This window comes from Acinetobacter sp. QJM3NY_42 (assembly GCF_056173745.1).
In genome coordinates, this window is the sequence record NZ_CM149689.1 from 2,581,110 (window position 1) to 2,595,986 (window position 14,877).

General features: G+C 44.7%; 15 protein-coding genes. 10 read left to right on the forward strand and 5 right to left on the reverse strand.

Annotation, left to right across the window (positions count from 1 at the left end; genetic code table 11):
• Positions 1-122: 122 nt before the first annotated feature.
• A complete protein-coding gene (locus tag AC0VYT_RS12225) occupies positions 123-809 on the reverse strand; it encodes a response regulator (RefSeq protein WP_005018483.1) in 687 nt (228 codons plus the stop codon).
• Positions 810-821: 12 nt separating this feature from the next.
• On the reverse strand, positions 822-2,489 hold the full coding sequence (gene baeS / locus AC0VYT_RS12230; RefSeq protein WP_005018482.1) for a sensor histidine kinase efflux regulator BaeS: 1,668 nt from the start codon (positions 2,487-2,489) through the stop codon (positions 822-824).
• 133 nt (positions 2,490-2,622) lie between these two features.
• Between baeS and AC0VYT_RS12235 the strand changes: the two genes are divergently transcribed.
• The 3 genes from AC0VYT_RS12235 to AC0VYT_RS12245 all read left to right on the forward strand — a co-directional run bounded on the left by AC0VYT_RS12235 (position 2,623) and on the right by AC0VYT_RS12245 (position 7,094).
• On the forward strand, positions 2,623-3,030 hold the full coding sequence (locus AC0VYT_RS12235; protein ID WP_005018481.1) for a hypothetical protein: 408 nt from the start codon (positions 2,623-2,625) through the stop codon (positions 3,028-3,030).
• A 309-nt stretch (positions 3,031-3,339) separates the two neighbouring features.
• A complete protein-coding gene (locus tag AC0VYT_RS12240) occupies positions 3,340-5,142 on the forward strand; it encodes an acyl-CoA dehydrogenase C-terminal domain-containing protein (RefSeq protein ID WP_005018480.1) in 1,803 nt (600 codons plus the stop codon).
• Positions 5,143-5,312: 170 nt separating this feature from the next.
• Positions 5,313-7,094 carry an acyl-CoA dehydrogenase C-terminal domain-containing protein gene (locus AC0VYT_RS12245; RefSeq protein WP_005018479.1) on the forward strand — a complete coding sequence of 594 codons (1,782 nt, stop codon included), beginning with the start codon at positions 5,313-5,315 and terminating at the stop codon, positions 7,092-7,094.
• Between the two features lie 88 nt (positions 7,095-7,182).
• On the opposite strand, the gene orn is transcribed toward AC0VYT_RS12245, so the two are convergent.
• On the reverse strand, positions 7,183-7,746 hold the full coding sequence (gene orn / locus AC0VYT_RS12250; protein WP_005018477.1) for an oligoribonuclease: 564 nt from the start codon (positions 7,744-7,746) through the stop codon (positions 7,183-7,185).
• A gap of 126 nt (positions 7,747-7,872) precedes the next feature.
• Between orn and rsgA the strand changes: the two genes are divergently transcribed.
• The 4 genes from rsgA (at position 7,873) to secB (ending at position 10,205) form a co-directional block, all read left to right on the forward strand.
• On the forward strand, positions 7,873-8,931 hold the full coding sequence (rsgA, locus tag AC0VYT_RS12255; RefSeq protein WP_476496665.1) for a small ribosomal subunit biogenesis GTPase RsgA: 1,059 nt from the start codon (positions 7,873-7,875) through the stop codon (positions 8,929-8,931).
• A gap of 102 nt (positions 8,932-9,033) precedes the next feature.
• On the forward strand, positions 9,034-9,456 hold the full coding sequence (locus tag AC0VYT_RS12260; protein ID WP_005018472.1) for a rhodanese-like domain-containing protein: 423 nt from the start codon (positions 9,034-9,036) through the stop codon (positions 9,454-9,456).
• 11 nt (positions 9,457-9,467) lie between these two features.
• Positions 9,468-9,725, forward strand: coding sequence for a glutaredoxin 3 (grxC, locus tag AC0VYT_RS12265; protein ID WP_005018469.1), 258 nt, complete (start codon positions 9,468-9,470; stop codon positions 9,723-9,725).
• A gap of 27 nt (positions 9,726-9,752) precedes the next feature.
• Entirely contained in the window at positions 9,753-10,205 is a 453-nt protein-coding gene (gene secB / locus AC0VYT_RS12270; protein ID WP_005018466.1) for a protein-export chaperone SecB, read from the forward strand.
• A gap of 61 nt (positions 10,206-10,266) precedes the next feature.
• Here the strand turns inward: secB and coaBC are convergent, their stop codons facing one another.
• The gene (coaBC, locus tag AC0VYT_RS12275; RefSeq protein ID WP_005018464.1) at positions 10,267-11,532 is read right to left on the reverse strand and encodes a bifunctional phosphopantothenoylcysteine decarboxylase/phosphopantothenate--cysteine ligase CoaBC; all 1,266 of its coding nucleotides are present in this window, start codon (positions 11,530-11,532) and stop codon (positions 10,267-10,269) included.
• Between the two features lie 111 nt (positions 11,533-11,643).
• Between coaBC and radC the strand changes: the two genes are divergently transcribed.
• Together radC and AC0VYT_RS12285 are read left to right on the forward strand one after the other, a co-directional pair.
• The gene (radC, locus tag AC0VYT_RS12280) at positions 11,644-12,369 is read left to right on the forward strand and encodes a RadC family protein (protein ID WP_005018462.1); all 726 of its coding nucleotides are present in this window, start codon (positions 11,644-11,646) and stop codon (positions 12,367-12,369) included.
• 42 nt (positions 12,370-12,411) lie between these two features.
• A complete protein-coding gene (locus AC0VYT_RS12285; RefSeq protein ID WP_005018461.1) occupies positions 12,412-13,323 on the forward strand; it encodes a bestrophin family protein in 912 nt (303 codons plus the stop codon).
• A gap of 6 nt (positions 13,324-13,329) precedes the next feature.
• Here the strand turns inward: AC0VYT_RS12285 and AC0VYT_RS12290 are convergent, their stop codons facing one another.
• Positions 13,330-14,196 carry a PHP domain-containing protein gene (locus AC0VYT_RS12290; RefSeq protein ID WP_005018459.1) on the reverse strand — a complete coding sequence of 289 codons (867 nt, stop codon included), beginning with the start codon at positions 14,194-14,196 and terminating at the stop codon, positions 13,330-13,332.
• A gap of 44 nt (positions 14,197-14,240) precedes the next feature.
• Here AC0VYT_RS12290 and AC0VYT_RS12295 point away from each other — a divergent pair, with 44 nt between their 5' ends.
• Positions 14,241-14,855 carry an inner membrane-spanning protein YciB gene (locus AC0VYT_RS12295; protein WP_005018456.1) on the forward strand — a complete coding sequence of 205 codons (615 nt, stop codon included), beginning with the start codon at positions 14,241-14,243 and terminating at the stop codon, positions 14,853-14,855.
• Positions 14,856-14,877 lie beyond the last annotated feature (22 nt).

Below are 14,877 nucleotides of genomic sequence, written 5' to 3' on the forward strand. Positions count from 1 at the left end.
ACCGCACTGATCATCAGACAGCTTCCAGACCTCAGCATCCATAGCCTCTAACCAGAGCTAATCAATAAAAAAGCGGATCATGTGCTGTCCGCTTTTTAGTGAGAAAGTTAAAGCTTTGCTATTTACTCATCTGGATATTCAAAACGATAGCCTACCCCGTAAACTGCCTGAATCCACTCATGGCGGTTGCCAGTATTAGCTGCATCAGTGATTTTACGGCGCAGATTTTTAATGTGGCTATCAATCACACGGTCGGCTACATCAAAACTGTCAGGGTTAATATGATCTAACAGCTGGGCACGTGAATATACCTGTCCCACGTGTTCTAAAAACAGCTCTAACAGGCGGAACTCTGTGGGTGTCAGATTCAAGGATTTCTGCTGATACCAGATACGCTGTTGCGCCTTATCGATTCTGAAAAGACTATTTTGCTCAGGTTCAGCCTTACGGTCCAGACGGCGCAGTACCGCCTGTACACGTGCTACCAGCTCTTTAGGACTAAACGGTTTACAAATGTAATCATCAGCCCCCATATTTAAGCCAAGCACACGATCAATTTCTTCAGTCCGGGCAGTGACCATAATAATAGGAATATCTGACTGTTCACGTACTTTACGGCAAATAGTCAACCCGTCCATGCGCGGTACCATTAGATCCAGAATCATGAGACTTGGTTTGCGCTGAAGGAAATGGTCATAGGCTTCTTGCCCATCATGAAAGACGCTCACTTCAAAACCGCCAGCCTCAAGATAATCGCGTACCAGTCCAGCAAGTTCAACTTCATCTTCTACCAGCATGACATGCTTCATGAGTGTGCTTCCTTATATAGTGGTTAATTTGGAAAAAGTCAGCTTGCAACGCAAACCGCCGAGTGGTGAATGATGGAATGTTAATTCTCCGCCCATGGTTTGGGCAATTTTACAGGACAGGGCCAGACCTAATCCGGTTCCGCCGGTACTGCGCGTACGCGAATCATCTACTCGGTAAAAGCGCTCACCCAGACGTGACAGCTGCTCATCGCTGAGCCCAAACGGACTGTCATCCACATACAGACTCCAATGCGTATCAGACTGTTCAGTATGAATACGGATTTCTCCACCACTTTCTGTATAGCGAATACTGTTTCCAAGCAAGTTGACCACAATTTGTTTGAATCGGTCTACATCCAATTGTAATTCAGCTCCTGTTCCCTCTGAGTGTACTGAGAGTCCTGCCTGTTCAAAGTTCGGCCGGAAGTTTTCAATTTCCTGCTGTACCACAGACCACGGATCAACATTAGAGAAATAGCACTTGAGCTGCTGGGCCTCGGCCTGGGCCAGATCCGCCAGATCTTTAGTAAGTTTTTTCAGACTGCTGACCTGACGCATCATGGCAGCAAGATGCTCAGGGGTAGCTTTTCGGATACCGTCCTGCATGGCCTCAATCTGGGCCTGTAGTACCGCTAACGGTGTTTTCAACTCATGTGAAGTATCTGCAACCCATTGCCGGCGTGACTGCTCATGCTGGTCAAGAATAATTGCTAACTGGTTAATCTCATTGGCCAAATCACCCAACTCATCATTACGGCGAATTTTGACCTGATGCAGATAATTACCTCGAGTTAATTCCTGTGTGGCACGCAGCAGGCGTTGAATCGGCTTTTTAAAATAGGTTGCCATTAATATAGCGGCAATCAAACTGGCCAAAATGGTTAATGCATATACTAAAAGCAGGTAACGCTTCTGGTTACTGAAGAAATTAATACTTAAAGCATCATCCTGATCCAGTACAGGTTTTAAGCCCAGATAGCCGACTACCTGATTACCTACCACTATAGGACGATAAGATACTTCCTGATCAGAGGGCTCACCGACTACAAACTGTCGCTGGGCATCATACAGTGATAACCGCGAACTCAGCCCCAGACGGTCTGGCATAAAAATGAACCGTTTTTTACCAGCTTGAGCTTCTACGCTTTGAAGCGTAGAGGGATTGGTTTTCTTTTCCGGATTATGGGTCATGCTCTGGTTAGCACTTAACGGAAAACGCAGTCCTTCAAAAGGCTGATATTCGGAAGGTAAATTTTCTTCAATAAACCGCAGTTCTTCAGTATCCACCATTTTTTGCCGTAACTGTTCATTGGCCGGAAACTGGGGAGAGACATTCATCATGGAATGTTCTTGAAAATAACGCTGCTGCAAGGCAATATCGTATTGACGGCGCAGCCACCACCGCGAAAGACGGTCATAGTCGTCTGGTGCAGCCTCACCTTCAATCTGTAAAATCTGCGCCTGAATAGCATTACCCCAGTCCTGATATAAACCGTATACACCAGCCAGATTACTGATCAGAAGATCCAGCTTCTGCATTTCTACATCTGCCACATACTTGGCAAAGTTTTTCTGCATGGTCCAGTGCAATACCCCCAAGCTGAGCGTCGTAATGAATAACGTCGTAAACAGTACGGTCAGAAACAGGCGTAAGGCAATAGGAACTCGGCGGATCTTCAAAACAATTTCTCAATTTATTCTTCTGATTCATCATTGTAACTAAGCTCTGGCAAAAATACTCTTCATTGTTTCTACATCTTTATTATTTAATCTTAAGCTATTGGTAAATATAGTTGGCTCAGGAGTAATAATAATGAAATCTTTAATCAAGGCCGGATTATTGGGTACAGCGTTGACTGCTGTTATGGGCCTGACTGCCTGTCAATCCTCTACAGCTCCACAAGATAAACCACATCACCCAATGATGCACAAAGATGGTGATAGAGGTCATCATATGAAACGTCATCATCGGAATATGACACCGGAACAGCGTGCAGAGTGGGATAAGCGCCGTACTGAACGGCAGATGCATTATCAGCAGCTCCAGCAGGCCTGCGCAGGTAAGCCTGCCGGACAAACCGTTCAGCTCAAGATGGCCGACAAAACCATTGAAGGCACCTGTGAAATGCGCTTTAAGCCTAAACGGACAGCAACAGTGGCGCCCCAGCCTTCAACTGCTCAGCCATTAACACCGCAGCCTGCTGCTAAACCGGTAGCATGAAAGTAAAACTATTAAAGACACCTTTGGGTGTCTTTTTTATTTAATTTCTTGCTCATACCATACATATTCCCTTACGATTTTGACTATTTGTGTCAGCTTAAAATAATAAAAACTGTTTACACTCAAACAGGTTAGATTTTTCAAGAGCCTTTTCTTTGACTTTACAGTCACCAACAATACCCCTTCGACGCTTGTGTGGTGGTGCAACTTATTGCACGATGTAAGCATACAAATATATGTGTCGCTGCTGGCACGTAAATCGTTTATTAGGATTATAAATCTGGTTTAACCAGTATTGAGGAACCCGATATGCCACAATACAAAGCGCCCTTACGTGATATGCAATTTGTTCTGCATGAACTGTTAAATGCTGAAGAACATTATGCAAAATTACCGGCTTTTCAGGAAAATGTAAGCCGTGATTTAGTAGATCAGTATCTTGAAGCGGCTGCAGACTTTTGTGAAAACGAACTCTCTCCGTTAAACCAGATTGGTGATCGTGAAGGCTGTAGCTGGAATGATGGTGTAGTGACTACACCAACCGGCTTTAAAGAAGCTTATCAAAAATATATCGAACTCGGCTTCCCATCTCTTTCTGCTGAAGAGCAGTACGGCGGTCAGGGCCTGCCAAACTCGCTGGGCATTGCTATTTCTGAGATGGTAGGTAGTTCTAACTGGGCTTGGGGCATGTACCCGGGTCTGTCTCATGGTGCAGTGCGTACTCTTGAGCATCATGGTTCTGATGAACAAAAAGAGACCTATCTGCCGAAACTGGTATCAGGTGAATGGACGGGCACCATGTGCCTGACCGAGTCACATGCAGGTTCTGATCTGGGTATTATTCGTACCAAAGCTGAACCAAATGCTGATGGCAGCTATGCAATCTCTGGCGAAAAAATCTTTATTTCTGCCGGCGAACACGACATGGCAGAAAATATTATTCATATTGTTCTTGCCCGCTTGCCTGGCGCGCCTAAAGGTACCAAAGGTATTTCCCTGTTTATTGTGCCAAAATTCAACGTAAATGCTGATGGTTCAGTTGGCGAGCGTAATGCCGTGCGTTGTGGTTCAATTGAACATAAAATGGGAATTCATGGTAATGCCACCTGCGTTATCAATTTTGATCGCGCAACCGGTTACCTGATCGGTCCTGAAAACCGCGGCCTGAATTGTATGTTCACATTCATGAACACGGCACGTATTGGCACAGCAGTACAAGGTCTGGCTGCATCTGAGTCAGCGTTCCAAGGGTCTATTGTATATGCAAAAGACCGTCTGGCGATGCGTTCGCTTTCTGGCCCTAAAGCCCCAGAAAAAGAAGCTGATCCAATTATTGTTCACCCGGCAGTACGTAACATGCTGATGACTCAGAAAGCATTTGCTGAAGGTGGCCGTGCACTGGTTTATCTGCTGGCCCAGCATGCTGATGTTGTTGAAAAAGGCGCAACTGAAGAAGAGCGTAAATTCTCTGACAATATCCTGTCACTTCTTACCCCAATCGCCAAGGCATTCCTGACTGAAACCGGTCTGGAAGCTGCGAATAAAGGTATTCAGGTGTATGGCGGTCATGGTTTCATTTCTGAACATGGTATGGAACAGATTGTACGTGATACCCGTATTGCCTGCCTGTACGAAGGAACTACTGAAATTCAGGCTCTTGACCTGCTAGGCCGTAAAGTGCTGGGCACTCAAGGCGCCATGCTGAAAGATTTTACCAAGATCATTCATAAATTTGCCGAAGCCAACAAAGACAATGCAGAACTTGCCGAGTTCATCGAGCCACTTGCCAAACTCAATAAAGAGTGGGGTGAGCTGACTATGCAAATTGGTATGAAAGCAATGCAAAATCCGGATGAAGTAGGTGCAGCAGCAGTTGACTACATGTACTTCTCGGGCTATGTAACACTGGCTTACCTGTGGGCACGTATGGCGCTTCTGGCTCAGCAGCAGCTGGCAGCTGGCAGTACAGAAGTTGATTTCTACAATGCCAAAATTACCACTGCACGATTCTACTTCAAGAAAATCCTACCACGTGTACGCTCACATGTTGACGTAATCGCAAGCGGCCTTGATTCACTCATGGCACTTGATGCTGAACATTTCGTCTTCTAAAAAAACGTTGTTATAGCAAGTTTTCATGGGAAAGGACTGCACAGCATTATTCTGGACAGTCCTTTTCTTTTATCAAATACTCAAAATCTGGTACGTAATCGGTTAAGGTATAACGGCACTTTACTTAACTTGATTAAAATCTACTGATTCGAACAATAAACAGGTGAACTATGCCAATTTATAATGCACCTCTTGCAGATATGCGCTTTATTCTGAATGATGTCTTTCAGGCAGAACAATTCTGGCAAGCCAATGAAAACCTAAACCATGTAGATGCAGCAACTGCTGAAGCAATTCTTGAAGAAATGGCCAAGTTTGCACAGAACGTGACTCTGCCATTAAACCGCAGTGGTGATGAAGAAGGTGCACAATATAATAATGGTGCAGTCACTACTCCTGCGGGCTATAAGGAAGCTTTTCGCCAATATGCAGAAGGTGGCTGGATTGGCTTGGGCGCCGATGAAGAATGGGGCGGTCAGGCAATGCCAAAAATGCTGACTGTATTGGCAGATGAAATGCTGTTTGCGACCAATCCGGCCTTCATGCTCTATCCCCTACTTTCTGTAGGTGCAGGTATGGCACTTAACAGTTATGCTTCGCAGGAGCAAAAAGAAACCTATCTGCCAAAGATCTATTCAGGTGAATGGTCAGGAACCATGTGTCTGACTGAGCCGCATGCAGGCACTGACTTGGGTATTATTAAAACCAAAGCAGAACGGAATGAAGATGGCAGTTACAGCATTACCGGTACCAAAATTTTCATTACCGGTGGCGACCATGACCTGAGTGATAATATTATTCATCTGGTATTGGCAAAAACTCCGGATGCCCCTGCTGGTTCACGCGGTATTTCGCTCTTTATTGTTCCAAAATTTCTGGTCAATGAAGATGGCAGTCTAGGTGAACGTAACCCTGTCGGACCAGGCTCTATTGAACATAAGATGGGTATTAAAGCCTCCGCTACCTGTGTAATGAATTTTGATGGCGCTAAAGGCTTTATTGTTGGTAAAGAGAATGAAGGCTTGGCAGCCATGTTCGTTATGATGAACTATGAACGTTTGTCAATGGGCATTCAAGGTATTGGAGCTTCCGAGTTCGCCTACCAGAATGCAGCTCAGTATGCTACTGACCGTATTCAAGGTCGTAACGCCTCAGGTATAAAATCACCAAACAAGGTTGCCGACAGTATTCTGGTTCATGGTGATGTACGCCGTATGCTGCTTAATGTTCGTGCTAACAATGAAGCATCACGTGCATTTGCGGTGTATGTAGGTCAGCAACTGGATATTACCAAGTTCTCTACTGACCCGGAAGCTGTGAAAAAAGCCAATGATCGCGTGGCCCTGCTCACTCCAATTGCTAAAGCATATTTAACGGATACGGCATTCCAGGCAACTCTGGATGCACAAATGGTTTTCGGCGGGCACGGTTATATTCGCGAATGGGGTATGGAACAATGTGTTCGTGATCTGCGTATTGCCCAGATCTATGAAGGCACCAATGGTGTACAGTCACAAGATCTGATTGGCCGTAAGCTGATAAAAAATAATGGTGCTTTCCTGGAAGAGTACATTGCAGAGATCCGTGATTTTGCCAACAATATGGATACTCATCTCAACTTCATTAAAGATGCAACACTAGACGCGGCAACTGATATTGAAGCGGTAAGTCGTTTTATCATTGAACAGGCATCAGAAAAACCGGATTTCTCTAACTCTGTTGCAGTTGACTTCCTGCATGCAGTTGGCCTGCTCAGCTTCAGTTATATGTTTGCACGTATTGCAGCGGCAGCAAAATATAAATCTGGTGAGTTTTACCAGAACAAACTGACCTTGGCACATTACTTTGTACAGCGCATTTTACCTGAACTGTCTATGCGTATTGCCAAGATTAATGCTGGCTCTGACCTGGTGATGGAATTTAGTGAAGAGTTCTTTACATCACAATCCTGATTCAATATCTAAAAAAACGCCTGTAAATTCAGGCGTTTTTTTATGACTGATATTTCAATTCAGCAGCATATTTGAGTCTAAAAATATCTTAATGCTGGTTATCATGTGTAATAAAGAAATACTCGCGATAATATTTCAATTCACGGATTGAGTCACGAATGTCATCCATTGCCAGATGTGATGCCTGCTTTTTAAGGCCACTCATAATTTCTGGCCGCCAGCGTTTCGCCAGTTCCTTGACTGAAGAAACATCCAGATTACGGTAATGAAAGAATTGTTCCAGTTCTGGCATTAACCGGTGCAGAAAACGGCGATCCTGACAGATCGAGTTACCACACATTGGTGAAGTTTTCGGGTTAACCCATTTTTTTAGAAAATCTATCGTCTGCTGTTCTGCTTCAAGAGCAGTTAAAGTACTACGACGTACACGCTGAATCAGACCCGATTGTCCATGCTGGCGAGTATTCCACTCATCCATTGCATTTAAGACCTGATCAGACTGGTGAATAGCCAGTACCGGACCTTCAGCCAGAATATTTAAATGATCATCTGTAATAATTGTTGCAATTTCAATAATCTGATCGTTATCGGTATCTAAACCGGTCATTTCCAGGTCAATCCAAATTAACCGTGTATCTGGGGTACTACTCATGAAAGACCATCTTAATGTACTTGGAAAGTAATAATAGTAGCAAATTTCTTGTATCTTGGCTGTAACTTCAACCCCGCTTCATGCTATTTTTGCCATCCTTAACAGGTGGTTTTTCTCAGGATATGAATGGCATTAATTCGTAAACGTCGCTTGACTGAACAACAGCAACGCCGGATTCAGAAACAGCAAAAAACACGTCAGGAAGAAATCGATACTCCAAATGACCTTGAAGGTCTGGTGGTACAGCATTATGGCCGCCAGCTTGAAGTGGAAGCCTTGTCTGTTCCTGTTGAACATCCGCCACAACCTGTGACCCAGCCAGGTGAACCGGAGCCATTCTGGAAACCGGTGGAACTGGGCAGTATCTGGCGCTGCCATACCCGTACCAATCTAGAATTACTGGTTACAGGAGACCGGGTCAAATGGCAAGCCGACCCCAATACCGGTTTAGGTATTATCACAGCGATTCATCCGCGGTCTTCCTTACTCACCCGTCCGGATCGCTATCATAAGGTCAAACCGGTTGCAGCTAATATTTCTCTGATCGTAGTCGTTTTTGCTGTCTTGCCAGAACCGGCCCCGATGCTAATTGACCGCTATTTAGTTGCATGTGCAGATGCCGAGATACCTGCGCTTCTAGTACTCAACAAAACTGATCTGCTCAGCCAGAATGATCCTATTTTACAGCTAGTGTCCGAATATGAAGCACTGGGTTATGAAGTCATGCAAACACAGTCTAAAGGTGATCTGTCTGCTTTGGCAAAACGCTTGGATGGTGAAACTGTCGCATTTGTAGGCCAGTCTGGTGTAGGAAAGAGTTCCCTGATCAATGCAATTGTTCCTGATGCCTCTCAGAAAACCAATATAATTTCCGAGAATTCTGCTTTAGGTCAGCACACGACTACTTCTACGCGTTTAATCCGTTTTGGAACTAGCGGCGCATTGATTGATTCGCCTGGAATTCGTGAATTTGGCCTGTGGCATCTGGATGCAGATAAGGTTCAGCGCGGTTTTCCTGAAATTGAAAATCTATTGGGGCACTGTCAGTTCCGTAACTGTACTCACACCCATGAAAAACATTGTGCGCTCAGAGAGGCGGCCAAGAATGGAGAAATTCTGCCCCGTCGTCTGGAAAGCTATTTACGCTTGCAGGATGAGATTGCTGAAGCTCAGCAAAAAAATTAGTTTTATTACGGTTTTCTAAAGCCCATCCCTTGAAGGGATGATTTTGATCACCATATATATACGATATACTCTAGATCAGTTTTGATTTGAATTAGGTGACTTGTGGAACGTTGGCTTGAATTTATGGGGAATCACCCCTTTTTGTTTGGTACGTTAGGGGTTTTGCTGGTGTTGTTTTTCATTTTTGAAGGGCAGCGAAATGGCCGCAAAATTTCACCGCAGTCACTTGGAATTCTGGTCAAGGCAAAAAATGCCATGCTGATCGATTTGCGTGATGCTAAAGATTTTCGTGAAGGCCATATTAGTGGTAGTCGAAATATCCCTTATAGCCAGATCGCCAATCATGTTGATGAATTAAAAGCGACAGAACGTCCTTTAGTTTTTATCTGTAATCTGGGTCAGGTTGCAGGTAGTGCGCTACAGAAAGTTGGACATAATGACAGTTACCGTCTCGACGGTGGCATTAGCAACTGGAAAGCCCAAGGTTTACCCTTGGTAAAAGGTAATAAAACCACCAAAGCTTAAGGAGATATTTTATGGCTGCTGAAGTAACAATTTACTCAACCACCTTCTGCCCGTACTGTGTACGTGCTAAACAGCTTCTTGAGCGTAAAGGTGTAGCATACAAAGAAATTAACTTATCAAATGAAGCACCTGAAGTACGTGTGGAGTTGATGCAGCGCACTAATCATCGTACTGTTCCACAAATTTTTATTAAAGATCAGTTTATCGGTGGTTTTGATCAGCTCTATGCTCTTGAGCGCGAAGGTAAACTCGATAGTCTTTTAGCTTAACCCGTTTCCATATCAAGGATATAAAGAATGAGTGAAGAACAACAAACTCAACCACAACTTGCCTTAGAGCGTATTTATACTAAGGATATTTCTTTTGAAGTACCAGGGGCACAAGTATTTACCAAAGAATGGCAGCCTGAACTGAATATCAATTTATCCTCTTCCGCAGAGAAAATTGATCCGACTCATTTTGAGGTTTCACTCAAAGTAGTAGTTCAAGCGAACAATGCCGGCGATACTGCGTTTATTGTCGATGTAACCCAGTCAGGCATTTTTTTGGTAGATAATGTTGAGGAAGAGCGTCTTCCTTACATTCTGGGTGCTTATTGCCCGAATATCCTATTTCCGTTCCTGCGTGAAGCTGTAAATGATATGGTTACTAAAGGTAGCTTCCCGCAATTGCTTTTAACTCCAATCAACTTTGATGCCGAGTTTGAAGCTAATATGCAACGGGCTGCCGATGCTGAAGGTCAGGCTTAATTACCAGCCTGTAAAAAAAGACCGCAATCTGCGGTCTTTTTTATTAACTGTTTTTTATACATCAGGATACAGTGGCATTTTGATGCAGTGCATCAGCGACAGCCTCAACCAGCTGCTGGGCAATTTCCTGCTTAGACGCCTTTTCCAGCTCACGTTTTTGCAGATGATACTGCTCGGCAAAAAATACAATCATGGCATTTTCATCGGAAGCAAAACCGATGTCATTCCGTGATACATCATTACAAGCGATCATATCCAGCTTTTTCGCAATCAGCTTCCCAGCTGCATACTCTTCTACATTACGGGTTTCTGCTGCAAAACCGACCATAAATGGGCGCTTTTGCTGCTGGGCAATGGTTGCCACAATATCAGGATTCTTAATCAGGGAAACATTCAGCTCATTGCCAGCTTTCTTGATTTTATGCTCAGCAACTTCTGCGACACGATAATCGGCAACAGCTGCGGTGGCGATAAAAATATCACAGCCTTCTTCCAGCATCTGCATACTGTGTTCTAACATCTGAACTGCTGAAGATACATTAATGCGTCTTACCCCATTAGGCGTATCCAGACTTACCGGGCCAGCAATTAAGGTAACTCTAGCTCCCGCTGCATAGCAGGCTGCGGCCAGAGCAAAACCCATCTTTCCGGTACTATGGTTAGAAATATAACGTACCGGGTCAATCGCTTCGCGGGTCGGACCTGCTGTAATGACCACATGTTTGCTGGCCAGCAGACCAAATTTTTCAGCAATAGCACGCTGGGCTTTATGAAAATAGTCTTTAACCTGACGGGCCAGATCTTCTGGTTCCGGCATGCGACCAAGTCCGACATCACCACAAGCCTGAGCACCTGCTTCTGGCATAACCACATGAACACCATCTTCAACCAGTGTCGCCAGATTTCGTTGTGTAGCTTTTGCTGCCCACATTTGCTGGTTCATTGCTGGCGCTACCCAGACTGGAGCTTTAGTCGCCAGATATAAGGTACTCAGCAAATCATCGGCAAGACCGGCAGCGAACTTTGCCAGTGTATCGCAGCTGGTGGGTGCAACTAGAACCAGATCTGCCCAGCGTGCCAGTTCAATATGTCCCATTCCTGCTTCAGCTTCAGGGTCTAAAAGTTCAGTATGTACCGGATTACCTGAGAGGGCCTGGAAAGTCAGCGGTGTGATAAAAGCCTGGGCACCATGCGTCATCACTACTCTGACATTAAAACCATAGTCTTTTAGCCGGCGGACCAGAATAGCAGATTTATAGGCGGCGATTCCGCCCGTGACAGCGACAATAATATTTTTATTTGAAATTACACTTAAATCAAAGCTCACGAACAGTAATCCTCTGTTGCAGTGCCGCTCACAATAGCATTAAATATCTGCTGACCCAAGCCTCTCGGCTGGAAATATAAAAACGAAAATAAACAAGAAAAGTGAACTATTATGCAAAATTCAATCAAGCATTGGCCGGAACAGGAACGGCCCAGAGAGCGGCTATTACAGCAAGGAGCACAAAGTCTTTCCGATGCAGAACTTCTGGCCATTTTCCTGCGTTCCGGTTCTAGGCAACATTCAGCAGTGGAGCTGGCACGACAGATGATTCAGCATTTTGGTGGCCTGAGTCCAGTATTTGATGCCGAACTGAGTGACCTAAGCCAGTTCCATGGCATGGGACCTAGTAAATATTCACAGCTCATGGCAGTTAAAGAGTTAGGACGGCGTTACCTCCAGCAATATTTCCACCAGCCCCAGCTCGAGCTTAACTCTTCAGCTCAGGTGCTAGACTATTTACGTTACGAACTGCTGGGAGAACGGCAGGAAGTTTTTGCAGTGCTCTGTCTGGATAATGACCTGCGCAAGCTCAGTTTCAAGAAATTATTTTTTGGTTCACTGAATCATTGTGCCGTATCTATTAACCAGATTTTGCGCTATGCCTTAAAACAGCATGCTTGTCATCTGGTTATTGCACATAACCATCCTTTTGGACAGGCACAACCTTCACCGGCTGATCTGGAACTTACACGGCAATTATCTCAGGCCTGTAAGTTAGTAGAAATTGTCCTGCTTGATCATTTTATTATCTCTCCAGAATGCAGTTTTTCCTTTGCTGAGCAGGGCTTATTCAATACTTCAGAACAGGTCGAGAATAAGGTTGACAAAGCTGGTTGAAGCCGTAAAGATCAGCTTAAACCCAGTGACGTTTTAGCAGATATGATTGTCCGCGAGCAACCCGATGTTTTAAAGTTATTATTTTCTTGGCGCGGTACAATTCTACCTAAAATTCTGCCGCCGCTTGGGATTGTTATGCTCATCTCAGCCATTGTAGGCGGAATTGAATATATTGATCTGTATCGCTTTCCGGAAGTTCCTTTAGCCGGTTTTACTTTAATTGGAGTAGTACTTTCGATCTTTCTGGGTTTCAAAAATACCGCCTGTTATGACCGTTGGTGGGAAGCCCGGCGTCTCTGGGGTATTCTGATTGCCAATGCCCGCCATTTTGACCGTGACTGCCGTGTACTGCCACAGGCACGTCGTGAACGTATTATTCAGCACGTCATTGTATTTGCCAATGTATTACGTGACCGTTTGCGTCATCAGACTGCTAATCCTACTGAACTTTTGCAGACCAGCGGTATGTCACAGCAGGCACTGACCCAGCTTTATCAGCACCATAATGCGCCGCAGTATACTTTGAGCCTGATTCAGTGGGAACTGTTGCTGGCTTTAAAAGAAGGCGAAATTTCCGACATCATCTATACACAGATGAATCAAAATGTAGCAGCACTGAGTGAGGTCCAGACTGGTTGCGACCGGATTGCCAATACGCCTCTTCCGTTTGCCTATTCGGTTTTGCTTAACCGTACTGTTTATTGTTTCTGTTTCTTGCTGCCTTTTAGTCTGGGCCAGACTTTAGGTTTGCTTACCCCATTTCTGGTCGGGCTGCTGGCCTATACATTCCTGGGGCTTGATGCACTGAGTACAGAACTTGAAGAACCGTTTGGCACCCAAAGTAATGACTTACCGCTAGACTCCATGGTACGACTGATTGAAATTGAACTGCTCGGCACTTTAGGTAAGCCTACGCCTCCCCCAATTCAGGCACAGGACGATAATCTTCTCTAAACAGGTTTATAGCGAAAAACTTTCCCAAATCCCAATCTGGTCTGGGCGGAGTGAAGGTACATTGCCCAGTTTGAGCCAAGGCATGTTTTCACCATGATAATCACTACCAATTGAAACCTTCAGTGCATACTGCTGAATCAGCCGGTCAATCATCTGGCGAGTAGAAGTCGGGTCACTGGCCGGTGGCAATTCGATGGCATCCCCGCCAGACTCTGCAAATAACTCGACCAGGTAACGGATATTGGTGGCCGACAAGGTATAACGAGTTGGATGAGCCAAAACTGCAAAACCACGACTGGCATGTATAACTTGAATGGTTTCGGCCAGGCCTAGACCTTCAAAATTTACAAAAGCTTTTTTCCCCTCTTTTAAATAACGGTCGAAAGCCTGCTGTGGCCGGGATACAATCTGTTGCTGTACCAGCGCTTTGGCAATATGTGTTCGGGTAATCCGGTCAGGTTCACCTTCAACCAGCGCCAAAACCTGCTCATAAATATCTACCTGAATAATATCGGTAAGCAGATGACAAATGTGTCTGGCACGTGCTGCACGTATACGTTTTTGCTGCTCAAGCATTTGCAGTAATGGGGCCGGATTTTGCATGCCCAGTGCAACTACATGTACACCATAACTCTTTTTGGTGGCAGGGCGTGACCACTGGCTTGAAATCTCTGCACCAGGAATAATCCTGAGTGAGTAAGGAGCCTCAAGTGTCTGGCTACAAGCTTTAGCCCGCTGGATGCCGTCCATATTGTCATGATCTGTAAGGGCCAAGGTATGAACACCTGCTGCAACAGCAGCATGCACCAGCGCCTCTGGAGACAAAGTTCCATCAGAAATATTGCTGTGTGTATGTAAATCTATGCCGTGCATCTCTTATACTATGCTATTTATTTAAACAGAACTGATACTCTAACATGAAAGCGCTTCTGGACTTTGTTCCACTGATTATTTTCTTTTATCTGTACAAGACGGTTGAACCAGATGATACCCAACATCCACTTTTACAACTGATCGGCTCTGCGGGCGGTGTAGATAACAATAATATTCTGGTGGCGACCACAGGACTCATCATTTCCATGTTAGTGGTGTATGGTGCTTTATTTGTCATGCAAAAATTCCGTCTGGATAAACAGCAGTGGATTGTGCTGTTTATGACCGTAATTTTTGGTGGTATCACTTTAATGCTTAGCGATGATTTTTATATCCGTCTGAAGGCAGCCATTTTGAATCTGGTCTTTGCCGGAGCTTTTCTTTTGTCGCCATTTTTCGGTAAAGAACGTAAACCGCTGATCCAGCGTTTATTTGGTCCTATTTTCAACCTGACCGAAAAGGGCTGGAAGAATCTGAACTTTGCCTGGGCTGCCATGTTTGTAGTGATGGCCTGCCTGCATATTTTCTTTGCCTTTATCTGGATGAATGGAAAATATTGGGGAGAATTTACGGCATTTGGTGACATGATTGTTATGTTTTCCTTTATCATTATCCAGTTCATAGTCTTACGTAAACACTTTAAGTCGCCCGAAGCTTAAAGTGTGTCATACAGGTCAAAAA